This is a genomic window from Bradyrhizobium tropiciagri, from assembly GCF_001189845.1.
Classification (GTDB): Bacteria; Pseudomonadota; Alphaproteobacteria; order Rhizobiales; family Xanthobacteraceae; genus Bradyrhizobium; species Bradyrhizobium tropiciagri.
Genome location: NZ_LFLZ01000006.1, coordinates 139112 through 165411, shown reverse-complemented (window position 1 = coordinate 165411; position 26300 = coordinate 139112). Strand labels below are relative to the sequence as shown.

At 63.9% G+C, this 26300-nt stretch carries 23 protein-coding genes and 3 pseudogenes; 16 read left to right on the top strand and 10 right to left on the bottom strand.

All coding sequences use genetic code 11. The features are described 5' to 3' along the window. Nucleotides 1–2: 2 nt before the first annotated feature. From AKN84_RS07705 to AKN84_RS07695, 3 genes are all read right to left on the bottom strand, one after another. A complete protein-coding gene (locus AKN84_RS07705) occupies nt 3–629 on the bottom strand; it encodes a pyridoxamine 5'-phosphate oxidase family protein (protein WP_128970526.1) in 627 nt (208 codons plus the stop codon). Between the two features lie 77 nt (nt 630–706). After that, a complete protein-coding gene (locus tag AKN84_RS07700) occupies nt 707–2044 on the bottom strand; it encodes an amidohydrolase (protein ID WP_050420145.1) in 1338 nt (445 codons plus the stop codon). A gap of 117 nt (nt 2045–2161) precedes the next feature. Then, nucleotides 2162–2932, bottom strand: coding sequence for an IclR family transcriptional regulator domain-containing protein (locus AKN84_RS07695; RefSeq protein ID WP_050420144.1), 771 nt, complete (start codon nt 2930–2932; stop codon nt 2162–2164). Between the two features lie 179 nt (nt 2933–3111). Between AKN84_RS07695 and AKN84_RS07690 the strand changes: the two genes are divergently transcribed. The 5 genes and pseudogenes from AKN84_RS07690 to AKN84_RS07670 all read left to right on the top strand — a co-directional run bounded on the left by AKN84_RS07690 (nt 3112) and on the right by AKN84_RS07670 (nt 8248). Beyond that, nucleotides 3112–3603, top strand: coding sequence for a MaoC family dehydratase (locus AKN84_RS07690; protein ID WP_050420143.1), 492 nt, complete (start codon nt 3112–3114; stop codon nt 3601–3603). A gap of 11 nt (nt 3604–3614) precedes the next feature. Continuing rightward, nucleotides 3615–4067 (top strand): MaoC family dehydratase, encoded by a 453-nt coding sequence (locus tag AKN84_RS07685; protein WP_050420142.1) that lies wholly within the window; start codon nt 3615–3617, stop codon nt 4065–4067. Between the two features lie 251 nt (nt 4068–4318). After that, complete coding sequence (locus AKN84_RS07680; RefSeq protein ID WP_050420141.1) at nt 4319–5626, top strand: MFS transporter; 1308 nt, start codon at nt 4319–4321, stop codon at nt 5624–5626. Between the two features lie 100 nt (nt 5627–5726). Further along, nucleotides 5727–7345: pseudogene (locus AKN84_RS07675) on the top strand (GMC family oxidoreductase). A gap of 6 nt (nt 7346–7351) precedes the next feature. Beyond that, nucleotides 7352–8248: an alpha/beta fold hydrolase gene (locus AKN84_RS07670; RefSeq protein ID WP_050420140.1), complete on the top strand. Its 897-nt coding sequence runs from the start codon at nt 7352–7354 to the stop codon at nt 8246–8248. A 350-nt stretch (nt 8249–8598) separates the two neighbouring features. On the opposite strand, the gene AKN84_RS44695 is transcribed toward AKN84_RS07670, so the two are convergent. Then, complete coding sequence (locus tag AKN84_RS44695; RefSeq protein ID WP_128970524.1) at nt 8599–8793, bottom strand: hypothetical protein; 195 nt, start codon at nt 8791–8793, stop codon at nt 8599–8601. A gap of 3 nt (nt 8794–8796) precedes the next feature. Between AKN84_RS44695 and AKN84_RS07665 the strand changes: the two genes are divergently transcribed. The 3 genes from AKN84_RS07665 (at nt 8797) to AKN84_RS47710 (ending at nt 10090) form a co-directional block, all read left to right on the top strand. Further along, nucleotides 8797–9255, top strand: a complete 459-nt coding sequence (locus tag AKN84_RS07665) for a hypothetical protein (RefSeq protein WP_050420139.1) — start codon at nt 8797–8799, stop codon at nt 9253–9255. Nucleotides 9256–9365: 110 nt separating this feature from the next. Then, entirely contained in the window at nt 9366–9599 is a 234-nt protein-coding gene (locus AKN84_RS07660; protein WP_050420138.1) for a hypothetical protein, read from the top strand. Between the two features lie 161 nt (nt 9600–9760). Further along, the gene (locus tag AKN84_RS47710) at nt 9761–10090 is read left to right on the top strand and encodes a hypothetical protein (RefSeq protein WP_244484976.1); all 330 of its coding nucleotides are present in this window, start codon (nt 9761–9763) and stop codon (nt 10088–10090) included. Nucleotides 10091–10169: 79 nt separating this feature from the next. Here the strand turns inward: AKN84_RS47710 and cax are convergent, their stop codons facing one another. Beyond that, nucleotides 10170–11273 (bottom strand): calcium/proton exchanger, encoded by a 1104-nt coding sequence (cax, locus tag AKN84_RS07650; RefSeq protein ID WP_050420137.1) that lies wholly within the window; start codon nt 11271–11273, stop codon nt 10170–10172. A gap of 348 nt (nt 11274–11621) precedes the next feature. On the opposite strand from cax, the gene AKN84_RS07645 reads away from it, so the two are divergent. Further along, nucleotides 11622–11996: a Spy/CpxP family protein refolding chaperone gene (locus AKN84_RS07645; RefSeq protein WP_244484975.1), complete on the top strand. Its 375-nt coding sequence runs from the start codon at nt 11622–11624 to the stop codon at nt 11994–11996. A 337-nt stretch (nt 11997–12333) separates the two neighbouring features. Here the strand turns inward: AKN84_RS07645 and AKN84_RS07640 are convergent, their stop codons facing one another. Beyond that, entirely contained in the window at nt 12334–12741 is a 408-nt protein-coding gene (locus AKN84_RS07640) for a GFA family protein (RefSeq protein WP_050420134.1), read from the bottom strand. A gap of 250 nt (nt 12742–12991) precedes the next feature. Between AKN84_RS07640 and AKN84_RS07635 the strand changes: the two genes are divergently transcribed. From AKN84_RS07635 to AKN84_RS07620, 4 genes are all read left to right on the top strand, one after another. Continuing rightward, on the top strand, nt 12992–13945 hold the full coding sequence (locus AKN84_RS07635) for a metallophosphoesterase family protein (RefSeq protein ID WP_050420133.1): 954 nt from the start codon (nt 12992–12994) through the stop codon (nt 13943–13945). Between the two features lie 24 nt (nt 13946–13969). After that, nucleotides 13970–14293: a cupredoxin domain-containing protein gene (locus tag AKN84_RS07630; protein ID WP_050420132.1), complete on the top strand. Its 324-nt coding sequence runs from the start codon at nt 13970–13972 to the stop codon at nt 14291–14293. A 94-nt stretch (nt 14294–14387) separates the two neighbouring features. Further along, nucleotides 14388–14945, top strand: coding sequence for a sigma-70 family RNA polymerase sigma factor (locus tag AKN84_RS07625; protein WP_050420131.1), 558 nt, complete (start codon nt 14388–14390; stop codon nt 14943–14945). Then, nucleotides 14942–15712: an anti-sigma factor family protein gene (locus tag AKN84_RS07620; RefSeq protein ID WP_050420130.1), complete on the top strand. Its 771-nt coding sequence runs from the start codon at nt 14942–14944 to the stop codon at nt 15710–15712. The genes AKN84_RS07625 and AKN84_RS07620 overlap by 4 nt, the downstream gene beginning before the upstream one ends. Nucleotides 15713–15962: 250 nt before the next feature. Here AKN84_RS07620 and hpnO read toward each other — a convergent pair whose 3' ends face one another. Then, the gene (gene hpnO / locus AKN84_RS07615; protein WP_050420129.1) at nt 15963–17354 is read right to left on the bottom strand and encodes an aminobacteriohopanetriol synthase HpnO; all 1392 of its coding nucleotides are present in this window, start codon (nt 17352–17354) and stop codon (nt 15963–15965) included. 102 nt (nt 17355–17456) lie between these two features. On the opposite strand from hpnO, the gene AKN84_RS07610 reads away from it, so the two are divergent. After that, the gene (locus AKN84_RS07610) at nt 17457–18113 is read left to right on the top strand and encodes a DUF2147 domain-containing protein (RefSeq protein WP_050420128.1); all 657 of its coding nucleotides are present in this window, start codon (nt 17457–17459) and stop codon (nt 18111–18113) included. Nucleotides 18114–18188: 75 nt separating this feature from the next. On the opposite strand, the pseudogene hpnN reads toward AKN84_RS07610, so the two are convergent. After that, nucleotides 18189–20802: pseudogene (gene hpnN, locus AKN84_RS50300) on the bottom strand (hopanoid transporter HpnN). A gap of 479 nt (nt 20803–21281) precedes the next feature. On the opposite strand from hpnN, the gene ispH reads away from it, so the two are divergent. Together ispH and hpnH are read left to right on the top strand one after the other, a co-directional pair. Continuing rightward, complete coding sequence (gene ispH / locus AKN84_RS07600; protein ID WP_050420127.1) at nt 21282–22208, top strand: 4-hydroxy-3-methylbut-2-enyl diphosphate reductase; 927 nt, start codon at nt 21282–21284, stop codon at nt 22206–22208. Nucleotides 22209–22253: 45 nt separating this feature from the next. Continuing rightward, nucleotides 22254–23413: pseudogene (hpnH, locus tag AKN84_RS07595) on the top strand (adenosyl-hopene transferase HpnH). 151 nt (nt 23414–23564) lie between these two features. Here the strand turns inward: hpnH and AKN84_RS07590 are convergent. Then, on the bottom strand, nt 23565–24323 hold the full coding sequence (locus AKN84_RS07590; RefSeq protein WP_050420126.1) for a phosphorylase: 759 nt from the start codon (nt 24321–24323) through the stop codon (nt 23565–23567). Beyond that, nucleotides 24320–26281, bottom strand: coding sequence for a squalene--hopene cyclase (shc, locus tag AKN84_RS07585; protein WP_050420125.1), 1962 nt, complete (start codon nt 26279–26281; stop codon nt 24320–24322). The genes AKN84_RS07590 and shc overlap by 4 nt, the downstream gene beginning before the upstream one ends. Nucleotides 26282–26300: the final 19 nt, after the last annotated feature.

Genomic DNA, 26300 nt, shown 5'->3' with positions numbered 1-26300 from the left:
CGTTAGACCTCGTGTTTCCGATGCGGATCGTATTTCGAAAGCACGTCCTTGAGGTAATCCCGGCTCTTCCATTCCGGCGCGGGCGGCTCGTATCCGGGCCGCGGAACGAACGGATTCGCCGGCACGTCAGCTGAAGCGCCCATCAGGTCCGGAATGTAGCGCGGGCAATTCGGAAAGATCTCGCATTTGACGCGCACGACAACCTTCGCGCCGTGATGCCCGGCAAGCGCGTCCGCCTCTTCGTGGATCGTCGCTTTGCCTCGGATCCGCGTGCGAAACGTCTTGCCGTCGAGACGGACGAACAGCAAGCCGACGTTCGGGTTGCGGTGAATATTGCCGAGCGTGCGGTACATGTTGTTGCCGTCATACTCGGGGTACTCGAGCGTATCGGGCCCGGTAATCTTCACGAAGCCGGGATCGCCGGATCGCATCGAACAATCGACGTTGTCCTGATAGCTCGTCGCAATGAAAAAGAATCGCGTCTCTTCGATGAGCCTGCGATCCTGCTCCCAGAATTCGAAGTGGAGGCGGTGCTTCTCGAGGCCGTCGGCGACGCGACGACCGTCGAAGCGGTCCTGCAACTCACGCATTCCGTCGTGGTAGAATGGGGCACGGATCGGGTCTTCCACGGGGCTCCTCCAGCGAGGTGAGTAATTGATCTGCGAGTTTTGGCGCGGTGTCTCGCGCGCCCGGCCGCCGCAGACGGCTATTTCTCGGGGACCTGCCGGTCGAACGCGCTCAGCACGGCAAGCGTCATGGCCTCGACACCGGTCTTGATCGTCGGCTCCGGCACCGGCGCGAACAAGGGCGAGTGGTTGGTCGGCAATGGTGGGCCGTTGCCTTCGCGAGCGGCGGCGACACGCTCCGGCTCATAGACGCCGATATTGAAGAACATCGAGGGCACCCCGGCGCTGACGAATTCCGAATAATCCTCGCTGGGCGTGCCCGGCGGTGACGGTGCGAACTTGTCGCCAAAGGCCGCCTTCAGCACCTTTTCCGCGGTGCCGACCACGTTGGGATCATTGATGACGGCCTTGGTCCCTTCGGCGAGGTTTATCTCGGGCTCCGGTGCATTTGACATCGCGGCGACCGCCTTTGCCGTCCGCTCGATACCCGCAAGCATCTTGGCTCGCACCTCAGGCTTGAAGGTGCGAATGGTGCCGAGCAGCACCACGTCGTCGGGAATAATGTTCGACGCGGTGCCACCGTGAATTGAGCCGATGCTGACGACGCCAAATTCGGTCGGGTCCTTTTCACGGCTGATCACGCTCTGGACATCGACGACAAAGCGCGCAGCCATCATCACAGGGTCAATCGTCGCCTGCGGCACCGCACCGTGTCCGCCGCGGCCACGGAATTTGATGGAGAGACCATCAGCGGCGGATGAGCCGATCCCGACGCGATAGCGCACCGTGCCATAGGCGAACGGGCCGTCGTGCAGGGCGAAACCGAAATTCGGTTTCGGAAATCGCGTGAACAGGCCATCCGCCAACATGGCCTTGCCGCCCGAGACGATTTCCTCGGCCGGCTGGGCGATGAACATCAGCGTGCCGTGCCACTGGTCTTTCAGGCCGACCAGCGTCTTGGCCGTCCCCACCCAGCTTGCCATGTGGACGTCGTGCCCGCAGCTGTGGGCCACGAAGGTTTCGCGTCCCTGCCAGGTCGTCTTGTCGTGGCTGGCATAGGGAAGTCCGGTCTTTTCCTCCATCGGCAGCGCATCGAGCTCGGTGCGCACCATGATGGTCGGGCCCTCGCCGTTCCTGTAGATCGCGACCAGCCCGGTCTTGCCGACATGCTCCGTCACCTCGAAGCCAAGCGCCCGCACTTCGCCAGCCAGTTTGGCCGCGGTCTTCTCCTCCTGGAAGGCGATTTCAGGATGGGCGTGAATATCCTTGTAGAGCGCGTCGAGTTTCGGATAGTCGGCCTCGACCGACTTCTCGATCGCACTCTTCAGCCTTGCCACATCAAGCTCGGCATTCGCCGGGTGCGGCAGTGACGCGCAGAGCGCGGCGGACGCAAGCAGCGTGAGAACCATTTTGGTCATGGCAATCGCTCCAGCTGAAATCCTGACACTGCGTTCCGAATGCCCCATTACATCACAGGCCGGGCTCGGCGGCCTGATCTAAGCAGGCAACGCGATCGGAAACAACGGCTTGGCGAGTCAGCCCGACGTCAGCATCTGGCTGCGGATCTCCTGCGCTGTGCGGCGCAGCGGCAGCAGGAATTTCTTGCGCGCGCCGGCCTCGCTGACCGTGCCCGAAATCGTGTTGACGCTGAGCGCCGCGACCACGGAGCCTGCGGGATCGCGCAGCGGCACCGCGATGCCGCAGATCGCGGGATCGAGCTCACCGTCGACCCAGGCATAGCCGTCGCTCTCGACCCGCAGCAGCAGTTCACCGAGCCGCTCCGGATCGGTCACGGTGCGCGGCGTGACCTGCTTGAAGCCGCCGGTCGCAAGATAGGCCTCGCGGGTGCCGGGCGGCAGCGCCGCGAGCATGACGCGGCCGAGCGACACCAGATGCGCGGGCAGCCGACTGCCGACGCCGAGATTGGCGGAAAGAATCCGCCGCGCCGGCAGGCGTAGCGCATAGACGATCTCGTCCTCGTCGAGCACCGCCATCGCGCAGGACTCGCCGATCTCGTTGCGCAGATTTTCCAGCGCGCGCTGCGCATGGCCCCAATATGGCAGTGCGTTGAGATAGGACAGGCCGAGCCCAAGCGCGCGCGGCCGCAGGCTGAAATAGCGTCCGTCGGAAGCGCAGTATTTCAGCGCCACCAGGGTCGCGAGAATGCGGCGCGCGGTGGCGCGGTTGAGGCCGGCGGTGTCGGCCGCCTCCGCCAGCGTGTGCCGGCCCGGCGGCTTGCCGAGCGCCTCGATGATCGAGAAGCCGCGCGCGATCGCGCGCACGAAGCCGTCACTCTCTTTGCTCATCGCGTTTTGCTCAAGGCTCTGCGGGAGATTCTGGTTCTGCTCGTGACATCGCAAGCCGCATGGCTGCCTGCGCATGACGCGGCCCTGCCCGCTTGTCAGGGGCACCCGACCGCGCTAGCGTCAATTCATACAGCGAATGAAATGTTCGCCTGGCGAACTGATTAGCAGGAGGATGCACGATGGCGCAAGCAGAAAGTTCTGCGGCCACCCCGTTCGAGACCGATTTCTGGAAGGACGCGAAGCTGCGCAAGATGTGGGACGACATCGTCCCCGGCGAGCCGCGCAAGACGCTGCCCTTCAAGCTGACGCAGGAGGCGATCGCGCTGTACTGCCGCGCAGTCGGTGAGACCAACCCGCTCTATCTCGACGAAGCGGCCGCGAAGGCCGGGCCCTATGGCGGGCTGGTCGCGCCACCCGCGATCCATATCCTTCTGATGTTCGCCTGCACGCCGGCCGACGACTGGATGCGCTCGCCGGGCACCGTCAATGCTGGGCAGTCCTGGAGCTACAACATCCCTGCCCGTCCCGGCGACACCATCACGTTGCAGGCCCGCGCGCTCGACAAGTTCATCAAGCGCGAGCGGCTGTTCGTGGTGCACGACAACGTCTTCTTCAACCAGCATGGCGACGTGATCTGTTCGGGTCGCGGCCAGACCATCCGTCCGATGTAAGGAAGATCACGATGACCTTAGCGAATTTCGATGCTCTCAAGGCCGGCGACACCATCGACGGTCCCGCCTTCGCGGTCTCGCGCGAATCGATCCGCCTGTTCTGCGATGCATCGCTCGACTACAACCCGCTGCATCTCGACGACGACTACATGAAGGGCGATTTCGGCAAGACCAATTTTGGCGGCATCATCATGCACGGCATGAACAATTTCGGCCTGATCTCGCGCATGCTGACCGACTGGGCTCTTCCTGCCGGCGCGATCCATCGCAGGCTCGAGACGCGCTGGCTGAAGCCGGTGAAGCCCGGCGACGTCATCCGTCCCGCCGGCACCATCAAGGCCAAGCAGACCACCGCGAAATCGCGCTGGGTGCTGGTCGACGTCGCCGTGCAGAACCAGCGCGGCGAGACAGTCGCCGCCGGTGAAGCGATGCTGGAGTTTCCGGCGAGCGCCAAGGCGAGCTAGCTGGACACAACTCGACCGCCGCAATGGATTTCCACTTCGCCTCTCCCCGCGTGCGGGGAGAGGCCGGAACGCATGCAGCGCAGCGGAATGCGATCCGGGTGAGGGGGAGCCTCCGCATGCTCAGCTCTCTCCGTCTATGCGGAAGCAGCCCCTCATCCCAACCCTCTCCCCGTAAGAACGGGGCGAGGGAGCCCAGTTCCCTCGCGGCGATGCCATTCGCCCAACAACAAAACAATCATTCGGAGGTTTCGATGCAGGATGCGGCCCAATCGCGGCTCTATGGACGGATCGCCTGGCGCCTGATCCCGTTCCTGCTGGCGTGCTACACGGTTGCGATCATCGATCGCTTCAATATCGGCTTTGCCAAGCTGCAATTCCTGCACGATCTGAACATCGACGACGCGGTGTTCGGACTTGCCGCCGGCATCTTCTCGGTCGGCTATGTCGCGCTCGAAGTGCCGAGCAATTTGCTGCTGGTCAAGATCGGCGTGCGCAAGACGCTGCTGCGGATCATGGTGTTGTGGGGCACCGTGACCGTGCTGCTGGCACTGGTGCAGAACCAGTATCATCTCTATCTGCTGCGCTTCCTGCTCGGCGCCGCCGAAGGCGGCTTCTTCCCCGGCATCCTGTATTACCTGACGCTGTGGTTTCCCGACCGCGTGCGCGGCCGCATGACGAGCCTGTTCGTGATGGCGGTGCCGCTTGGCGGTGTCATTGCTGGCCCATTGTCGGGCCTGATCATGGACCGCACGCAGGGCGTCCACGGCCTGCATGGCTGGCAGTGGCTGTTCGTCCTCGAAGGCGTTCCCGCGGTGCTGCTCGGCATCGCCGCGTATCTCTATCTCGCTGACGGACCGCATACTGCGCACTGGCTCAGCGCCGACGAGCGACGGCAGGTGGCAAGCGATCTCGCCCGCGACCGCGCCGCCAGCCCCGGCACGACCCGCAGCTTCGCGGCAGCGCTGCGCGAGCCGCGCGTCTATTTACTCTCCTTCATCTATTTCGCGTTCTTCTGCTCGCTCAACACCATCCTGCTGTGGACGCCGACACTGCTGAAGCGTGTTGGCGTCGCGACCACCACCGAGATCGGCTGGCTGAGCGGCGCGATCTCGGTCGCATCGGCGATCGGCATGGTCGCGATCGGCTACAGCTCCGATCGCACCCGCGAGCGGCGCTGGCACGTGGTCGCTTGCGGCCTCGTCGCAGCAGCTTGCTTCATCGCCCTGCGGGCCTCGCAGGGCAGCGTCCTCGTCACCGTGACGCTGCTCGCCATCGCCTCGGTCAGCATTTTCGCGATCCTGTCGCTGTTCTGGACCATTCCCAACGCGATGCTGGAGGGCAGCGCGGCGGCGGGCGGCATCGCGCTGATCAGCGCGATCGGCTCGTTCGGCGGCGCGGTGTGCCCTGCCCTGATCGGCTGGATGAATGTCGCGACCGGGAGCATCTACGCACCGCTCACCCTCGTCGGCGCGCTGCTCGCAATCGGCATGTTGACGCTGATCGTCTGCGTTCCCCGAGCGAGACATCAGGTCACACTGGCCGAACCGAGCCGTCCCTGATCATCCAGCGCACGCCCGGCATCCATGGGTCGGGCTTGTCTCGACCGGCTGCGTCTGACTAATAGGAAGTCAACAAAAGACGCTTGCCGGGAACGAGGACATGCCGCGAAGGCTCGAGGGTGATTTCGACTACATTGTCGTCGGCGCGGGCACGGCGGGCTGCATCATGGCCAACCGCCTGTCGGCCGATCCAAACAAGCGCGTGCTGCTGCTGGAAGCCGGCGGCAAGGACAACTGGATCTGGTTTCACATCCCGGTCGGCTATCTCTTCGCGATCGGCAATCCGCGCTCGGACTGGATGTTCAAGACCGAGGCCGAGCCCGGCCTCAACGGCCGCGCGCTCGCCTATCCGCGCGGCAAGGTGATCGGCGGCTCGTCGGCGATCAACGCCATGATCTCGATGCGCGGCCAGGCCGCGGATTACGATCACTGGCGCCAGCTCGGCCTCACCGGCTGGAGCTACGAGGATGTGCTGCCGGCGTTCAAGAAGCTGGAGGATCATTTCCTCGGCGCAAGCGAGCATCACGGCGTCGGCGGCGGCTGGCGCATCGAAGCGCCGCGGCTGTCATGGCAGATCCTCGATGCGGTCGGCGATGCCGCCGAGGAAATGGGCATCAAGCGCATCCCGGATTTCAATACCGGCGACAACGAAGGCACCAGCTACTTCCACGTCAACCAGAAGCGCGGCCGGCGCTGGTCGTCGGCGCGCGGCTTTCTGAAGCCGGTGCTGAACCGCAGCAATCTCAGGCTCGAGACCGAGGTGCTGGTCGACCGCCTGATCATCGAGAGCGGCCGCGCCGCCGGCGTGCTGTTCCGGCAAGGCAACGAGGTCGTCGAGGCGCGCGCCAAGGGCGAGGTAATCCTCTGCGCCGGCTCGATCGGCACCACGCAGGTGCTGCATCGTTCCGGCATCGGCCCGGCTGAATGGCTGTCGCCGCTCGGCGTCGACATCGTGGCCGACGTGCAGGGCATCGGCCACAATTTGCAGGACCATCTGCAGCAACGCGCGATCTACAAGGTGTCGGGCGTGCGCACGCTGAACGAGACCTATTACAACCTCGTGCGTCGCGGCCTGATGGGCCTCGATTATGCTTTCCGCCGCCGCGGACCGCTGACCATGGCGCCGTCGCAGCTCGGCATCTTCACGCGCTCGGATGCGACGCGCGCGCGCGCCAATATCCAGTTCCATGTGCAGCCGCTGTCGCTCGACAAGTTCGGCGATCCCCTGCATCGCTTCCCCGCGATCACGGTGAGCGCCTGCAATCTGCAACCGACCTCGCGCGGCACCGTGCGCATCCGCTCGACCGCGCCCGACGACAAGCCGTCGATCGCGCCGAATTACCTCTCGACCGACGACGACCGCCAGGTCGCGGCCGACGCGATCCGCACCACGCGCAGACTGATGAAGCAGAAGGCGCTGGAGAAATATCATCCCGAGGAATTCCTGCCCGGCCCCTCGGTCGGCGATGACGACGCCTCGCTCGCCAAGGCCGCGGGCGACATCGGCACCACGATCTTCCACCCCGTCGGCACCGCAAGATGGGAACGGCGAACGATCCGATGGCGGTGGTCGACGAGCGCCTGCGCTTCTACGGCCTGCACGGCCTGCGCATCGCGGATGCCTCCGTGATGCCGACGATCACCTCGGGCAACACCAACACGCCGACCGCAATGATCGCCGAGAAGGCTGCCGCGATGATCTTGCAGGATGCAAGATAGCAACCAATGACGCAGCCGCAGCGGATTCTGGTTGGCGATGCCGGATCGCAGATCGCGGTGGCGCGATGGGGCGATCCCGCTTCCGGCAAGCCTGTGGCGCTACTGCTGCACGGCACCGGCTTTGTCGCCGAGGTCTGGACCGAGGTCGCGGAGGCGTTAGCCGCTGATTACACCGTTTATGCGCACGACCGCCGCGGCCACGGCCTGAGCCACAAGCCGGCGGCCGAGCACTATCAGTTCCAGGATTTCGCCGATGATGTCTGCATGGTGGTCGAACGCCTCGGCCTCCATGACATCTACGGCATCGGCCACAGCGCCGGTGCGACCGACCTGCTGCTTGCGACGAAGCTGATGCCGGACCGCTTCGCGCGGCTGTTCGTGACGGAGCCGACCGCGATGGATCCGCGCACGCCGCGGACCGGTGGCCTGAGCGACATCGCACGCGGATCGGTGCAGGGCGTGCTGCGCCGCCGGGCCGAATTCGACAATGCCGACGATCTGTTCCAGCGATTGCGCGCCGCGCCGACCTTCGCGACGTGGACTGAGCCGTCGCTATGGGCCTACGTGCATCACGGCTTTGCGCGGCTCGATGACGGCCGCATGCAGCTGCGCTGCACGCCCGAAATCGAGCAGGCGATGCTGAAGCCGATCTACCAGGCCATGGAGCAGATCTACACCGGCGACGCCCGTGGCAATCCGTTCCCGTGGTTCTCCGAGATCGCCTGTCCGGTCCGCATCGCAACCGCCGAACAGTCATGGCCGATCTACAAGGAGATGGCCGACCGCGCCGCAGCCTTGATCCAGCATGCGAGCCGCTGGACGTTCGCAAACGTCGGCCATTGCGTCGCGCAGGAGGCGCCGGAGGCGATGGTTGCGGCGCTCCGGGCATTTGCTGCGCGCTGATCGCAACCGATCACCGGGTCATCGATGATCGTCGAACGGTTTGACCGAGTAGACCGGTGCGCGCACCGGCTGGATCGTCAGCCGATAGGCGATCAGGTTGGTGCCGTCGAATGCTTCGAGCAAGTAGTCGCAAACCGGACAGTGATACTCACCCTTGGCGCCAGGTTCGGACCATAGCTCCAACCGCCGAAAGCCCGCGCCACAGTACGCGCATGTGACATCCGCTTTCCGCACGTTCATCCTCTTGGCTGCGCTCTGCAGGAAGCAAAAGAATTGGTGAATCCCGGCAAGAAATGTGTCTTTCGCCAGATTGAGGCGAGACCAAATGTCATGGAACTCTTCAGATCATTCTAGCCAGTTTGATCCGGCAGCAAAGTGCAGATTGTGCCTGCAGGCTTGATGGAGCGAACCGACGCTTCGTTCGAACGCGCGCCCCGCAGAGCGGCAATTTTGAGCGCGATTGCGTTCCGTTGATCTACGTCAAGCTCGCGCGCCAAAATTGTCGCAGTTTTGTCGTTCGCAAAATCGTCCGTGAGGGAGGACATGCCATGCTCCGTTGTATCCTCGCCGCTCTGGCAGCTCTGGTTCTCGTTGCGGTCTGCCTGATTCCTGATGATGCCTATGCCCGTCGCGGAGGCGGCGGCTTCCGCGGTGGCGGAGGCGGCGGATTTCATGGCGGAGGCATGCATGCCGGCGCCGGAAGAATGCATGCCGGTGCCGGAAGGGTCCATGGCGGAGGATATCGCGCCGCCGGCCGCGCACGCCCCTCGCATCCGATCGCCGGCCGTCCGGGTTATCCAGGCCGACCGATTGCAGGTCGCCCTGGCCGACCGGTCGCAGGCTACCCCGGTTATGGCCGCGGCTACTATCGACCTGGCTGGGGTGTTGGTGCTGCGGCGGCCGGTGCTGCGGCCGCAACCGGCGCGTACTACGGCAGCTATGGCTACTACGGGAACCAGAACTGCTACTACAATGAATACAATCAGATGATCTGCCCGCAATATTGATAGCAGTTCGATTGAGCAGTGATGGCTGGCTCGTTCGTCGCACCGCAAGGTCGTCGCGTTGATGAGACGTGCGGTGCCCCCTCCGTTTGCGTATCCAGGGAGATGAACCGATGGAGTACAGCGCATTTAGCGATGCGAGCCTGAAGATGATGCACGAGGCCGTTCGCGGCGCGCTCGAGGCCGACGATGAGTTTGAGGTGCGTGGAGACACGCCAGTTTTTCGAGTCCGGACAACAGCCGAATGGAAGCGTCACGCCGGCAATCTCGAGGACGAGATGTTGAGGCGAGGACTCCAGGTCGACGTCATCGACTGGACGAGCAGGCAGGGAGAGTTTGCACTTTGAGGTCGTCGCGGGCGCAGGCGAGCACGCACATCCGGATGGCGCAAGCGTCTTCGCCCGCGCCTGCCTGACGCATCCGGAAAGGCTTGATCCAGATCAACGGCTCCCCGCGCTCATGGTCTTCAAACCAGACTGGGTAGGACCGCAGGATTGGAGGAGGAGCCATGAAGACAAATCCAGGGACGTTCGCGTTAGCGGCGACCGTTATCGCGTGTGCCACGCTGCTGTCCGTCGGCCGGTCGGAACAGGGCGGCGTCTCGATTTCCGTTGAGAGCGCGCAAGCGCGCGTCGGCCGTCCCCTGACTCCCGTGAGTGTGGCGGGTGTTGCCCGTCGCCAGACGCGCAGAGCCGTGTACGGCACCGCTGCCGTGGGAGCCGCGGCCGCAGCCGGTGCTTATGGCTATTATCACTATCCTTCCAACGGTCAGGGCTTCGTCTGTCAGCCGGGCACGTATTTCCGCGGCGAGGACGGCCGACAGCATCTCTGCCAGTAAGCGGCGCCAACGGAGCAAGACGAGAACGTCTTGCTCCCTATTGCCCGAGAGGCAGGCGCGACCAAGCAGGCGTTGCCGCTCAGACCGGGGCGTGCGAGCCCGGCGGCACCATATACAGCGTCATGGCAAAAATCGCATAGATGAACACCAGCAAGGCGCCGATGAACCATGCCGACCTTCCGCCGTTGGTGACGAAGCAGGACGTGACGGAGGCGATCATGACCATCGTCACGGCACCTGGCCAGAACTGCAGGTCCATTGGCTTCGGACCGATGACGTAGCTGAGAAGAACCAGCGCCGGCGCAACGAACAGAGCGATTTGAGACGCGCTTCCGAGCGCGATGCTGACGCTCATGTCCAGCCGGTTCTTACGCGCCGCAGAGAACGCGACCGCCATCTCCGCCGCAGCCCCGACCAGCGCGACGATGATGAAACCGACAAACGCCGCGCTCAATCCGAGCGCCTCACCCGCCTTCTGCACCGAGCTCACGAATATCTCGCTCACCACGGCAACCAGCACGGTAACCACGATGAGTGTGCCCGAAGCCAGACCGATCGGCCAACCAGCGCCATCCGTCTCGCCATGTTCTCCGCTCTCAAATAGCTCCTTGTGCGTCTTGAGCGAGAACAGCAAGCCAAGTCCGTAAGCACATATCAGAAGCACGGCGAGGCCGGTGCTGAGCGTCTGCGCCATGACTTCGCATCGTGCCTGATCAAGGTCGGCAACAGCCGCGGGGGCAAGCAGCGCAATCGTGGCCGTCAGCAGCAGCGCCGCGTACATCCTCCCGCCGGCCCGATTGTACTCCTGAACGTGATGACGGAGCCCGCCAAGCAGGAACGATGCGCCGAGCATGAAGAGCGAATTGGTGACAATGGCGCCAGCGATCGATGCCTTGACCAGCATGTATTCTCCGGCGTGGAGTGCGGCGATCGCGATGATCAGCTCCGTCAGGTTTCCCAGGGTTGCATTGAGCAAGCCTCCGATCGCATCGCCGGTCTTCTCGGCGACGCTCTCCGTTGCGTGGCTGAGAAGGGCGGCCGACGGCACGATACTCAGGACGGCGAGCACAAACAGCGCTGTGTGTGCGGTGGGAGCCACGTGTTCGACCACCAGCACGACCGGCACGAAGACCAGCATCCAAAGTAGCGGATTGTGGCGAATTTCCTTGAGCAAGAGGTGCATGGGACCGCCCAATTGAAGGGAGTTCGACAGCAATTTCTGAACACCACGGTCCGATCTGGCTCAACCCAGCGCCACCGAGGCCCGCGGTATTTTGCGAACGGTCAAAAGCGCGTTCCTATCTCCGGCTCCCTGCCCTTGACCTAGATCAACCGGCAACGGATGCAGCTGTGTCGTTCTTCTCGGGGACATCCACGACAAGCAGTTCAGGAGCTCACAATGACGAGGAACGCAGCCGCCGCAGCGATTGCACTCTTGGTGACAACCTCGTCTCTCGCCGTCGCAGCGGAGACATCGTCGACTGTCGGCGTGGCGCCACCCAGCGTCGCCGACCTGAAGAGCCTGACCGACATGCGCGTCGGCATCGTCAAGGCCGCCTTGCAGCTCACCCCCGATCAGGAGAAGTACTGGCCGGCCATCGAAGAGGCGATCCGCACCAGAGCGAAAAACCGGCAGACCCGGTTGGAGCGGATTGCGGAATTGCACGAGAACGGCCCGATGGACGGAATGAATGAAGGCGATCCCGTCGAATTGATGCAGCGCAGGGCGGACCGGCTCATTCAGCGTGGGACCGACCTCAAGAAGCTCGCCGATGCCTGGGATCCGCTCTACAAGACTTTGAGCGATGACCAGAAGCGAAGGATGGCTTTCGTGTCGTTTGCCGTCATGCGCGGCGTGCGAAATGCGATCGAGCAGCGCGGCGGCCCGGAAGACGAGGACGAATAGGGATAGACGGACGGCGCAAGCGAGATCGCCGGGCCGGATTGTCGGTGAACGATCCGACGCTGGACCGGCGCGAGCGTCAGCACGGGACGTCCGCCAAAAGAAATCGCCGCCCCTTGCGGGGACGGCGGAAGCCACTCACGCAGTACTGGAACGTTTTTAGTGTTTGCCGTGGTGCTCGGCGTGATGCCGGCTCGCTTCGGTATGGCGCATTAAGTCCACCATTCTTACGCAGCAGCGCTGACATTATGCTGACGGCTGCAAGACTGCTTTGTTGCGGCCGTTCATCTACGTTGCGCGGCATTGTCATGCTGCGGCGCGCACGCTCGCCGGCCGCCGGTTATTCCGTCGGCGGAAAGCGATCGAAGGCCGGCAGCTCGTGCGCCGTTTCCCTCCAGCGCAGCCGCTCCGCAACCTGGATGTGCATGGTGGCCGGCTCCGCGCCGGGATCGTCATAGGTGCCGCTCTGAATGTCGATGAACCCGGGCAACATGTTGCCGTTGGTGTAGAAAAGCCCGCTGCCGCAATTCGCGCAGAAGTACCGCCGGCCATGTTCCGAGGACCGGTAGATCCTCGGCTCACCCTTGGTCACCTTGAGGGCGTCCTCGGCGACCATCACCCAGCCGACCATCGGCGCGCCGGCATGCCGCCGGCAATCGGTGCAGTGGCACGGCGCGTGCGCGACCGGTTCCCCGGTCACCTCGTAACGAATCTCGCCGCAGTGACAGCCGCCGGTGACGGCGCCCATATTTTCCTCCGACCGATCAGTGGTTTGCCCGGTCGATAGCAATACAGGCCCGGCGCCTTCAATGGCGCATCTTGCCCTTGCGGCCACCTGTCGCGCGGCCCGGATGGGCGCTGATCGCGCGACCGGCCGCCCGGTTCTCACGAAATCGTCATCCCTGCCCTCAACCCCCTCCAAACCCGCGGGAATAAAGCCCCGGCCGCTCCGATCACCTCCCCGGAAACCCAATCCCTGGGCCCACGGGAGACTTGTCATGAGCGGACACGATCACAATCACCACGATGAGGAAAAAGGCGTCAGCCGACGCAAGGTGCTGGAATGCATGACCTGGGCCGGCACCGGCGTACTCTGGACCGTCACCGGCGGCGTGCCGCATTCGCTCGGCATCGTCGGCTCGGCGGCTGCTGCCGAAGCCACCACCGGCATGACCTTCATGCAGATCAGCGACAGCCATGTCGGCTTCGACAAGCCGGCCAATCCGAACGCCATCGGCACGCTGGAGGAGGCCATCAACAAGGTCAAGGCGATGCAGGCCAAGCCGTCCTTCATGATCCACACCGGCGACATCACCCATCTGTCGAAGGCGTCCGAATTCGATGACGCCGATCGCATCATCTCGCAGGCCAAGCTCGACGTGCATTACGTGCCGGGCGAGCACGACTTCATCGACGAGGAGGTCAAGCTCTACAAGGAGCGCTACGGCAAGGGCACCAAGGGCCCGGGCTACTATTCCTTCGACGCCGGCGGCGTGCATTTCGTCGGCCTCGTCAACGTCGTCGACCTCAAGGGCGGCGGCCTCGGTAATCTCGGCAACGAGCAGCTGGAATGGCTCGAGAACGACCTCAAGGGGCGTTCCAAGTCGACCCCGATCGTGCTGTTCGCCCACATCCCGCTGTGGACGGTCTATCCGCAATGGGGCTGGGGCACCGAGGACGGCGCCCGCGCGCTGGAATACGTCAAGGGCTTCGGCTCGGTCACCGTGCTCAACGGCCACATCCACCAGGTGATGCAGAAGGTCGAGGGCAACGTCACCTTCCACACCGCGCGTTCGACGGCCTTCCCGCAGCCGGCGCCGGGTGCTGCCCCCTCGCCCGGCCCGATGAAGGTCGAGGATGCCAAGCTGCGCAGCATGCTCGGCGTCGCCAGCATCAACTTCAAGCAGAACAGCCAGCCGCTGGCGATCATCGACACGCCGCTGCAGGGCTGACGGACAAGGCTGAGGAAAGAGACGATGAGTACGATCAATCGACGCGACTTCGGGATCGCCGTGGTCGCGGCCATGCTGCTTCCTGTCACGGCGGCCCGCGCCGAAGACGTCGCGGTCCACATCGACAACTTCTCGTTCGCGCCGAACCCGCTCGACGTGAAGGTCGGCACGACAGTGACCTGGACCAACCGCGACGACATCCCGCACACCGTGGTGTGCGCGGGAAAATTCCGCTCCAAGACCATGGATACCGACGGCACCTTCTCGTTCACCTTCACGGAGCCCGGCGAGTACAAGTATTTCTGCTCGCTGCATCCGCACATGACAGGCAGTATCAAGGTTGGGTAACGTGACCAGCCATACAATCACAGCCATGCCCGGCCGGTGGCCCTCAGCCCCCGGCCGGGCACAAGCCGTCTCTCGACAAGCCGGGCAGGACACGATGGTTGTCAACGCGTCGCAAGACGATCCCGAAAAGGCACGGCGCTTCCGCGAAGCCGCGCTGCCCTACCTTGACGACGCCTACACCCTGGCGCGCTATTTGCTGCGCGATGCCGCCGACGCCGAGGACGCGGTGCAGGAATGCTACCTGCGCGCCTACAAGCATTTCGACAGCTACCGGGGACCTGCGATGAAGCCGTGGCTGTTCGCGATCCTGCGCAATGTCTGCCGCGCCGAATATGCCCGCCGCAAGACCGCCCCGACCGCGGTCGAGGAGCTGCCCGAGGGCGGCGACCAGACCCCGATGTGGAACGAGGCCCCGGAGACCCCGGAAAAGCAGATGCTGCGCCGCTTCGACGGCGACACCGTGCGCAGGCTGGTCGCAGCACTCGCCGAGCCGTTCCGCGAGACCTTTGTGCTCAGGGAAATCCAGAATCTTTCATACCGCGAGATCGCCGATGTCGCCGCCGTGCCGGTCGGCACCGTGATGTCCCGTCTCGCGCGCGCCCGCGCCATGCTGCGATCAGCCTGGCTCGCGGAACAGGAGCAAGCGAAATGACCTGCGAGGAAGCCGAAGTGCTGATCCACGCGCTGATCGACGGCGAACTCGACGCCGGCCATGCACGCGAAGTGGAAGTCCATATCGAGGGGTGCGCGCATTGCGCCGTCCTGATGAAGGAATATCAGGAGATCCGCCAGGCGATCGCCGAGAGCGACCTGCGTTACAAGGCACCGCTCGAGCTGCGCCGCAAGATCGAGAAGGCCCTGCCGCAGCCGCAGCCGCAGGCGGCGCCGAGCCGGCGCTCGGTGCTGCGCGGCTTCGCGATGGGCTCGGCGGTATCGGCGATGGCGGCAACGGGCCTCGTCGCGATCGTGCTGCGCAACGACGACGAGCAGCGCATCGAGAACGAGGTGGTGTCGGCGCATCTGCGCTCGCTGCAGGCCGGTCATCTGATCGACGTGGTCTCGACCGATCAGCATACGGTCAAGCCCTGGTTCAACGGCAAGCTCGACGTCTCGCCGCCGGTGATCGACCTCACCGCGCAGGGCTTCACCCTGATCGGCGGCCGGCTCGACTATGTCAACGCCCGCGAGATCGGCGCCGTGGTCTACAAGCGGCGCCAGCACGTGATCAATCTGTTCGTGGCGCAAACCGCAAATACCGAACGCAAGACCGCGAAGGTCTCGACGTTGCAGGGCTTCAACATCCGGCGCTGGAGCGACCGCGGCCTGAACTATTGGGCGGTCAGCGATCTCGGCGCCGACGAGCTCAGCGAGTTCGGCGACAAGTTCGAAAGCGCGATGCGCGCGAACAAGGAAGGGTGAGTTTCGAACGCTCGCTCCACATCCGTCATTGCGAGGAGCTCGCGACAAAATTGCAAAGCAATTTTGCGCTGAAGCGACGAAGCAATCCATCTCTCCGCTCGCGGCGCGATGGATTGCTTCGCTTCGCTCGCAATGACGGATGAAACAATCTCGTAGCCCGGATGGAGCGAAGCGCAATCCGGGAACAGTCTTGCAAGTATCGAGAACCCCGGATTTCGCTTCGCTGCATCCGGGCTACGGGAGAATGAGCTTACGCCGACTTGCGCACCGCGTTGTCGACCAGCGTCTTGCCGAGCGACCAGATCGCGCCGGGCACCTTGTGGCTGCCGGCGATCACGTCGTCGAACGACTTCTCGATCCAGCTGCAGTCTTCCTCGGTGATCATCAGCGGCGGCAGCAGCTTGATGGTGTGGAGGCCGTGGCCGGCGACCTGCGTGAGGATCTTGTGATCCTTGAACAGCGGCACCGTGATGAGCTGGCAGAACAGGCCCTTGTTGGCGGTCTCCAGCAGGTTCCACGACGCCTTCAGCCGCAGCGATTTCGGCGGACCGAACTCCACGCCGATCATCAGGCCCTTGCCGCGGACTTCCTTCATCAGTTCATAGCCCGGCACCATGCGCGTCAGCGCAAGACGGAGCTCGGCGCCGCGCTTGGCAGCGTTCTCGACCAGCTTCTCGGCCTTGATGACATCGAGCGTCGCGATGCCGGCTGCCATCGCCAGATCGTTCTTGGCGAAGGTCGAACCGTGCACGACCGCGCGGTCCATCTGGTTGAAGATCTTGTCGAAGATGTGCTTGCGCGTCAGCAGCGCGCCGATCGGCACGTGACCGCCGGACAGCGCCTTCGCCAGCAGCACCATGTCGGGCTCGATGCCCCAATGCTCGATCGCGAGGAATTTTCCGGTGCGGCCGATGCCGGTCTGGATCTCGTCGGCGATGAACAGCGTGCCGTATTTGCGGCACAGCGCCAGCGCGCCGGGCAGGAACTCGTCGGTGGGCATATTGACGCCCTTGCCCTGGATCGGCTCGACGATGAACGCACCGACCTGGCGCGACGACAGCGCCTTCTCCAGCGCCTCGAGATCGTTGTAGGGGATCGGGGTGCAGCCCGGCAGCAGCGGCTCGAAGCCGCTGCGGAAATTCGTATCATCGGTCAGCGACAGCGCGCCGTAGGACAGGCCGTGGAACGAATGCCCGCAATAGACGATGCCCGGCCGGCCGGTCGCGCCACGCGCGAACTTGATCGCCGCTTCAACGGTTTCGGCGCCGGAATTGGCGAAAAACACCTTGTCCAGATATGGAACGTGTTCCAGAAGCCGTTCCGCGAGTACGCCGGCGAGGGTCGAGACGTCGAGCTGCACGAGATTGGGCAGATCGGCGTCGAGCACGCTCTTCAGCGCCTTGCGCAGGTCGGGATGATTACGGCCAATCGCAAAAACGCCAAATCCGCTCAATAGATCGAGGTAACGAGCCCCCTGACGATCGAAGAGGTATTGGCCCTGTCCCTTCTGGAAGCCGACGTCATAGCCGATGGTCTTGAGGACGCGAACGAGCTGCTCGTTGAGGTGACGCGTGTGCATGGCACCGCGCTGCCCCTCGCGCTCCACAAAAATCTCGGAAACGTCTAAATTGGAACTTACCATTCGTTACATACGTCGGTTGATGGCCATCTCGTCAACTTAAAACGCTCGCTAGCGGCGTTTTGACCCCCGCTCGGATCGTCTAGTTAAGCACAGGTTTGGACCATGTTGCACTGCCCAAGAACTTTCGCGCGTACAATAGCCTTTTCAGGTTTATTTTTGGCCACCGTATTATCACCGGCACTTGCAGCGGACCCGACCGGCGACTGGAAGGTCGCAGACGGTGTCGCCACCATCCGCGTCGCCCAGTGTAATGGCAACATGTGGGGTGCGGTGTCCTGGGAAAAAACCCCCGGCGGCAAGGATAAGAACAATCCTGATCCTGCGAAGCAGAGCAGGCCTACGCTCGGCATGCCGATCCTGATCGACATGAAGAAGAAGGCCGGCGCCGACGCGTGGGAAGGCCAAGTGTACAACGCGAAGGACGGCCAGCTCTACAGCTCGACCATCAAGCCGGTCGGCACCGATCAGCTCGAGATCCAGGGCTGCGTGCTCGGCTTCCTGTGCGGCGGCGAGACCTGGACCCGCGTCGGTCCGCCGATCCCGGTGAGCGCCGCCGGCAACCCGGCTGCTGCGGGCAGCCCGGCAGCGAAGGGCGCCGCCCCCAAATCGGCTGCGCCGCAGAAGACCACCGGTGCCGTGGCGCCTGCCGCCAAGCCCGGTCAGAAGCAGGCAGCCGGTGCTCAGGGCGCCGCCAATGCGTCGGCGGACACCGTGGGCGATATCTGCCTGCTCCCGGACATCGCGCGACCGACGCACTGATACCGACGCTCTAATCCGGCTCGGCGGCAAATCGCGGCTCGGCGGCGCCTGCCGCCGGGCCGGATCGCCAACGCGTCAGGTGACGTCGTTGGCGATATCCTCGTCCTTGAGGGTTTCGCGCGGTTTGCCCATCAGTGCCGGCTGGAACAGCAGCACCGCCGCGAGCGTCGTGACGAGCGAAAGCGCAAGCAGCTTGCCCATGCTTGCGGTGCCGGGATGACTGGATAGCCACAGGCTACCGAACGCCGTCGCCGTGGTCAGCGCGCTGAAAAAGATCGCACGCGTCAGGCTCGATTGCAGCAGATTCGTCCTGCCCTGCCGCCATGCCGTGACATAGTAGATCTTGAACGCCACGCCGACGCCGAGCAGCAGCGGCAACGCGACGATGTTGGCGAAGTTGAGCGGCAGCCCGATCAGGACGCAGATCTCCAGCGTGACGATGCCGGCGACCAGCAGCGGCACCAACGTCATCAGCACGTCGACGACCCGGCGCAGCGTCAGCCACAGCAGCAGGCTGATCGTGACCAGCGCCAGAATGCCGGCGTGGATGAACGCGTTCACGATCACATCGCCCGACTTCAGGATCGAGACCGGACCGCCGATCGCGGTCGGCTCGGCGGCGAGCACGGCGTCTGCAAAGCGGCGCAGATTGTCGTTGTCGTTCGGATCGCCCTTCGGCTCCGCCTCGACACGCATCAGGCCGTCCTTGGTCTTCCAGCTCGCGACCAGTTCCGGCGGCAGGTTCTGCAGCGTGACCGTCTGGGCCTGCAACGTGTTACGAAGCTGATCGAACACGATCTTCATCGGCGCGACGAAGACCTCCTGCGCTTTGTCGCGGGTCGCCTGGGTCGAATCGGCAAGCTTCTGCAAGGCATCGGCGAGCCGGCGCGCGGCAACCGCGCCCGGTCCCTTGCCGTCGCCCGCGGTCTTGCGCAGGCTGTCGACCGAGCTCTTCAGCGACTCGACATTCTCCTGATCCGACGGCGCCGGATCGACCGAGTCCGGGTTGAGCGCGGGGCCGAGCGTCTTGGCCGCCTGGGCGATCAGCTTCAGCTTGGCCGGCTGGTCGTCAGGCACGAAGCTGTCGAGCGACATCACGCGCGAGACTTCAGGCAACTTCTCGAGCTTGGCCTCGATCTTCTTGGCGTCGGCCTCCGAGCGCGTCATCACGTCGATGGCGTTGGCACCGGTGTTCGGATCCTTCCTCAGATCGAGGAAGGTCGCGATCGATTCCGCCTGCTTGTTGCGCAGGTTGATCGGGTTGAAGTCGAACTTCATGTAGTGCAGCAGCGGCAGGCCCGCGACCGTGACCAGCAGCGTGCCGACGATGATCGGAACGCGGTGCTTCTCCAGGAAGTGGTCGAGCGGCGCCAGGAAGGCGTAGCCGACCGGCTCCTTCTCGCCCGGCGGATTGAGCAGGTCGAGCAGCGCCGGCAGCACGTGATGCTGGTGATGAAGGCCACCAGCATGCCGGCGCCGGCGATCTTGCCGAGCTCGGAGATGCCCTTGTAGTCGGTCGGCAGGAAGCACAGGAAGCCGGCGGCGGTCGCCATCGCCGCGAGCGACAGCGGCACCGCCGAGCGGCGCGCTGCGTTCTCGAGCGCGAGCGTCAGATTGTCGTTCTTGAAGCGCTCGGAGCGGTAGCGCACGCTGAACTGGATGCCGAAGTCGACACCGAGGCCGACGAACAGCACCGCGAAGGCGATCGAAAGCAGGTTCAACGACCCGACCATCATGAGGCCGACCGCGTGGTGAGCGCAAGGCCGATGAACAGGTTGACGAACACGGCGAAGATGATCTTGCCGGAGTGCAGCGCCAGCCAGAGGATGATCAGCACGATCACCACGGTGCCGATGCCGTTGGTGATCGCGCCATCCTGCACCGTGGCGTATTCCTCGTTGGCGATCGGCACGGGGCCGGTCAGGCGCACGCGCGCGTGATATTCGGTCGGAAATTTCAGATCGGCGGCCGCCTGCCGGATCGCGTCGGTCGCGGCCTTGCCCGGCTCCAGCGCCGAATAGTCGATGATCGGCTTGACCTCGATGAAGGCGCGCTTGTCAGAATCGGTCAGCGGCTTGTCGCTGGTGAGCTCGCGCCAGGAGAAGGTCGCGCTGCCCTTGGCGAGGACGGTTTCGACGGTCTCGGAGATCAGGTTGAAGGGCGGAGCGGCATTGTCGAGCTTGACCTGTCCGCGCTTGACGCCGGCAAGGCCGGTCTCCAGCGCACCGGTCAGACCGCGAATCGACGGGTCGCCCGCCATGATCTCGATCAGGGGCGCGGCCGATTCGAGTTGGCCCGTGACCTTGCCGACCTCTTCGGTCGGCAGGAACAGCAGCCCGTTCTTCTCGAAGAATTCGCCGGAGCCGAGCGCGGTGATCGCCTCGAAGTTCTTCTTGTCGGCTTGCAGCTTCGCGGTGAGCGCCTTGGCGGCAGCGCTGGTCAGTTCGGGCGTCGCCGCCTCGACCACAGCCAGGATCAGCCGCTCGCGATCAAACGCTTCCTCGAACTGGTTGTCGCGCTTGCGCCAATCCAGATCCGGCGAGATCAGCTTGTTGATGTCGGTGTTGATCGAGAAGTTGCGGGCCGTATAGAAGCCGGCGCCGATCGACAGCAGCACAGAGATAATCACAACCGGAAGGGCAAAACGCGTACAGGTCCTAACAACGGAGACGACAATATTTGTCAGCACTTCGTTTCTTTCTAAGCTCGGGGAAGCATGGCCGAAAACGCCCGCTCTGTAGCGGAGTTCCCGGGACCGATCTAATGTTGTTTTGGTTATCTTCCTCGACGAGATGCTGAGGAGGTTCCAAACCACAGGAACGGCCACGAGTGGCCGGTATAAACCGCATCAGTGGGCGATAAAGTGACGAACAAGTGAGGGAGACGGACGGTCGCAGGACCCGAAATCCACACTATATTACCTCAAACCCCTCTCGTTGCCGGCCGCCCACCCGCTCGAAGCGCTACCTTTTTGCCACAAATCCCTGTATTTCCATGCCCTTGAGGGCGCGGATCCCGTGCAGGACCTGAAATGGTGTGGACATTGCAACCGACGTTGCGAGGTCCGACCTGGCGGAGTGCGTTGCCGAAAAGGCCGCAGTGCTTGCAAGTAAGGCTTGGAAGCAGGGCTTGGAATGAGGCTGGTGCAATTTGCGTAACGGACGACCGATGGAAGTGTTTCTTGCTCAGCCGCGTGGCTTCTGCGCGGGCGTCGTGCGCGCGATCGAAATCGTCGAACGCGCGCTCGCGAAGTATGGCCCGCCGGTCTATGTCCGCCACGAGATCGTTCACAACAAGCATGTGGTCGAAAGCCTGAAAAAGAAGGGCGCGATCTTCGTCGAGGACCTGTCGGAAGTGCCGGCCAAGGCGGTGACCGTCTTCAGTGCCCATGGCGTCGCCAGGAGCGTCGAGGAGGAGGCGGAAGCCCGCGACCTGCCTGTGCTCAATGCCACCTGCCCGCTCGTCACCAAGGTCCACAACCAGGGCAAACGCTATATCTCGAGGGGCCGCGCCCTGATCCTGATCGGGCATGCCGGCCACCCCGAGGTCGAGGGAACCATGGGCCAGGTTCCGGGGCCGGTCCTGCTGGTCCAGAGCGTCCAGGATGTGGCGGAATTGCGGCTGCCGACCGACACTCCGGTCGCCTATATCACCCAGACCACCCTGTCCGTGGACGACACCAGGGACATCATCGCGGCCCTTCAGGCAAAATTTACAGATATTCAAGGCCCGGACATCAGGGATATCTGCTATGCGACACAGAACCGCCAATCTGCGGTAAGGGACCTAAGTAAGCTGGTGGACGTCATTTTGGTGGTGGGGGCCGCCAATAGTTCCAACTCGAACAGGCTTCGCGAAATCGGCACCGAGGTCGGCGTCGCGAGTTATCTCATTGCCGATGGGAGCGAGCTCAACCCGGACTGGCTGAAGGATGCCAAGGCCGTCGGCATCACGGCGGGTGCGTCGGCACCCGAAGTTTTGGTCGACGATGTGATCGAGGCCCTGCGGCGCATCGGACCTGTTTCGGTCTCGGTCGTTCCGGGCCGTGAAGAGAATATCGAATTCCGGCTGCCGGCCGAACTGACTGCGGGCTGATCTGAACCCACTTCCCTTTGATAAGTGCAGAAAGAAAATCGTCTAATGGCTATACCGTTCTTCAAGGAAATGCGTATCGGCGGTTATCTGATCAAGCAGAAGCTGCTTGGCCGCAAACGCTATCCGCTCGTGCTGATGCTCGAACCCTTGTTCCGCTGCAACCTCGCCTGCGTCGGCTGCGGCAAGATCGACTATCCCGATGCGATCCTCAACCGCCGCATGACCGCGCAGGAATGCTGGGACGCGGCCGATGAATGCGGCGCGCCGATGGTGGCGATCCCCGGCGGCGAGCCGCTGATCCACAAGGAGATCGGCGAGATCGTGCGCGGCCTCGTGGCGCGCAAGAAGTTCGTCTCGCTGTGCACCAATGCGCTGCTGCTCGAGAAGAAGCTCGATCTGTTCGAGCCGTCGCCCTATCTGTTCTTCTCGGTGCATCTCGACGGCCTGAAGGACCACCACGACAAGGCGGTGTCGCAGAAGGGCGTGTTCGATCGCGCCGTCTCCGCGATCAAGGCGGCGAAGGCGCGCGGCTTCACGGTCAACGTCAATGCCACCATCTTCGACGGCCATCCGGCCGAGGAGATCGCCAAGTTCCTCGACTTCACCACCGAGCTCGGCGTCGGCGTCTCGATGTCGCCGGGTTACGCCTATGAGCGTGCGCCCGACCAGGAGCACTTCCTCAACCGCACCAAGACCAAGAAGCTGTTCCGCGACGTCTTTGCGCTCGGCAAGGGCAAGAAGTGGAATTTCATGCATTCCGGCCTGTTCCTCGACTTCCTCGCCGGCAACCAGGAATACGAGTGCACGCCCTGGGGCATGCCGGCGCGCAACATCTTCGGCTGGCAGAAGCCCTGCTATCTGCTCGGTGAAGGCTACGCCAAGACCTTCAAGGAGCTGATGGACACCACCGAGTGGGACACCTACGGCACCGGCAAGTACGAGAAGTGCGCCGACTGTATGGCCCATTGCGGCTACGAGCCGACCGCGGCCACCGCTGCGATCAACAACCCGCTGAAGGCGATGTGGGTCGCGCTGCGCGGCATCAAGACCTCGGGCCCGATGCGCCGGAGATCGACATGTCGAAGCAGCGCCCGGCGCAGTACATCTTCGCCGAGCAGGTCCAGAAGAAGCTCTCGGAGATCCGCCGCGACGAGGCAGCTGCCGCCGCTGCCAAGCAGCAGGCCAAGGCTTCCACGGCCGCGTAATCCGCGCCGCCAGGCAGAGCAAAGCAAAAGGCCCGATCGCGATGCGATCGGGCCTTTGTTTTTGAGCCAAGTGCTGTTTTTGAGCCAAGTGCTCTGAGCTTGATGTTTTGAGCCCGGTGCGGCGAGCCCCGTCCCGGCCCGCGACAGCGGATCAGGCCGCCTTCGCGGTGATCAGCACGTCTTCCGCCGGCATCAGCACGTCGTTGCCGAGCAGGAAGCCGCGGCAGCTGCGCAGCGAGCGCAGCGCGCGGTTGAAGTCGATACCGGTTGACACCAGCGCCCGCAGCGTCCGCGGATTGCGCACGATGCCGCGCAGCACCTTGCGCAGGTCGATGTCGCCATTCGGCTTCACCGCGGATTTCGCGAGTTCGGGAAGCGCCCGGTGTGCGGGATCGCTGATCACGCGCAGCGCGGCGAACGGAACGCCTGCCTTGGCAGCATAGGCTGCCGCGATATGGCTCTCCATATCGACCGCGGCTGCGCCCGTCATCGAGCGCAGCGCGGCCTTGCAGGCCTTCGCCGCGATCACCTCTTCCACGCCGGCAAGACCGCCGCGGACGATCCTGCGGCGCTTCAGTGCAGCGCTGGCGATCATCTCTTCGTTCAGGGCGGATGCGGCCAGAAAACGCGTATCGCCGGACATCACCTCGGTCGCGACCACGACGTCGCCGGACTTGAGCGACGGGTCGAGCCCACCGGCCACGCCGAACGAAATCACGCCACGGAAGGTCGTCGGATCCAGCGTCGCCAGCAGTTCACGCAGTTGCTGCGGATCGCTCGAGCTGCAAATCACGATCATGCCGGGGCCTGCCGCGATACGGGCCTCCTGCACCAATCCAGTCACGATCAATACCGGCCGAGGATCAATTCTACTGCCCACGGTCTCGGCGGCCCCCGCCTCAACAATCACATCCCGACCCCTACCACCCTGCTATTGGTGCTTCTCAAATTCCGATACCGCGCCAGCGCCCAGAGCGGAAAGAACTTCGAGTAGCCATGATATCGCAAGTAAAATACCCGCGGAAACCCCGTAGCTGTGTATCGCTGCTCGTCCCACAGCCCTTTTTCGGTCTGTGTTGCCTTTAGGTACTCCACCCCGCGCGCAACGGCGGGGTTTTCGACCTCTCCGGCCGCCATTAATCCAAGCAAGGCCCATGCCGTTTGCGAGGAGGTCGATGGCGCAACTTCGTAACCCTTGTAGTCCAGCCGATAGCTGACGGCATCCTCGCCCCAGCCGCCGTCCTGATTCTGGACGGAAGCCAGCCAGTCGACCGCTTTCCGGACCATCGGGTCGTTGCGATCGACCCCTGCGACATTTAGCGCCGAGAGCACCGACCAGGTGCCGTAGATGTAATTCAGGCCCCAGCGGCCGTACCAGGAGCCCTCGGCCAGCTGGGTGCGGCGCAGATAGGCAACGCCGTCGGCCATCGCCTTGCTGCTCTCGGCGGTCTCGCCGAGCTGGCCCAGCATCGAGATGCAGCGCGCGGTGACATCCTCGGTCGGCGGATCGAGCAATGCGCCGTGATCGGAGAACGGGATGTTGTTGAGGTAATATTCGAGGTTGTTGACGTCGAACGCGGCCCAGCCGCCGTCGCGGCTCTGCAGCCCCTCGATCCATTCGCGGCCGCGCGCGATCGCCTCGTCATATTCCCGGGTTCCGGTATGACGCCGCACGCGATCCATCGCCATCACGACCACGGCGGTGTCGTCGAGATCGGGATAGTGGTCGTTGTTGTACTGGAACGCCCAGCCGCCGGGACGGACGTCCGGCGCCTTGACCGCCCAGTCGCCCTTCAGCTCCAGCACCTGGCGCGGCTTCAGCCAGTCGAGACCCTGCTTGGCCTTGGCGAGTGTGTCGTCGCCGCCCGCTTCCTGCAGCGCGTGGCAGGTCAGCGCGGTGTCCCACACCGGCGAGACGCAGGGCTGGCAATAGGCCTCGTCGTCGCGGATCACGAGCAGCTTGTCGATGCCGCGGCGGGTGGTCGCGCGCGGCGGGAAATTCTCGTCCTTGCCGAGCGCCTCGTACATCATGACGATGTTGGCCATCGGCGGATAGATCGCGCCCATGCCGTCTTCGCCGTTGAGCCGCTCTTCGGTGAAGGCGAGCGCGGCATCGATCGCGCGCTGGCGCAGGCTCTTCGGAAACATCGGCTCGATCACGCGCAGCACGGCATCGAGCGAGCGGAACAGGTAGAACCAGCTCGCGCTCTGATGCGGTGCCTTCGGCGCCATGCGAACCGATTTTGGATCCTCCAGGAACAGCTCGTCGATGCCGACGCCCTTCGGATTCTTCGCGCGCGGCTTCAGTGCGGCGAGCACCATCAGCGGCACCATCGTGGTGCGCGCCCAGTAGGAGATCTTGTTGATGTGGAACGGCGACCACATCGGCAGCAGCATGATCTCGATCGGCAACACCGGCGTTGCACGCCAGGTCACGACGCCGTAGAGCGCGAGCAGGAAGCGCGTGAACACGTTGCTGCCCGAAGCGCCACCGCGCGAGAGGATCGCCTCGCGCGCCCGCACCATGTGCGGCGCGTCGACGGAATCGCCGATCATCTTCAGCGCGAAGTACGACTTCACGCTGGCGCTCATGTCGAACGGGCCATCATGGACCAGCGGCCAGCCGCCATGCGCACCCTGGACGCGGCGCAGATAGTTGCCGAGCTTGGCCTCGAGGGCGGCATCGATGGGCTCGGCTAGATAGTGACGCAGCAGGATGTACTCGGCCGGAATGGTGCTGTCGGCCTCGAGCTCGAACACCCAATGTCCGTCGGACTGGCGATAGCCGAGCAGCGCTTCGGTTGCCTTGGAGATGCTCTTCTCCAGCGCAACCGGATCGACTGCAACGCCGTGATCTCTCGAAAGCATTTCGCTCGATATCCTCTTC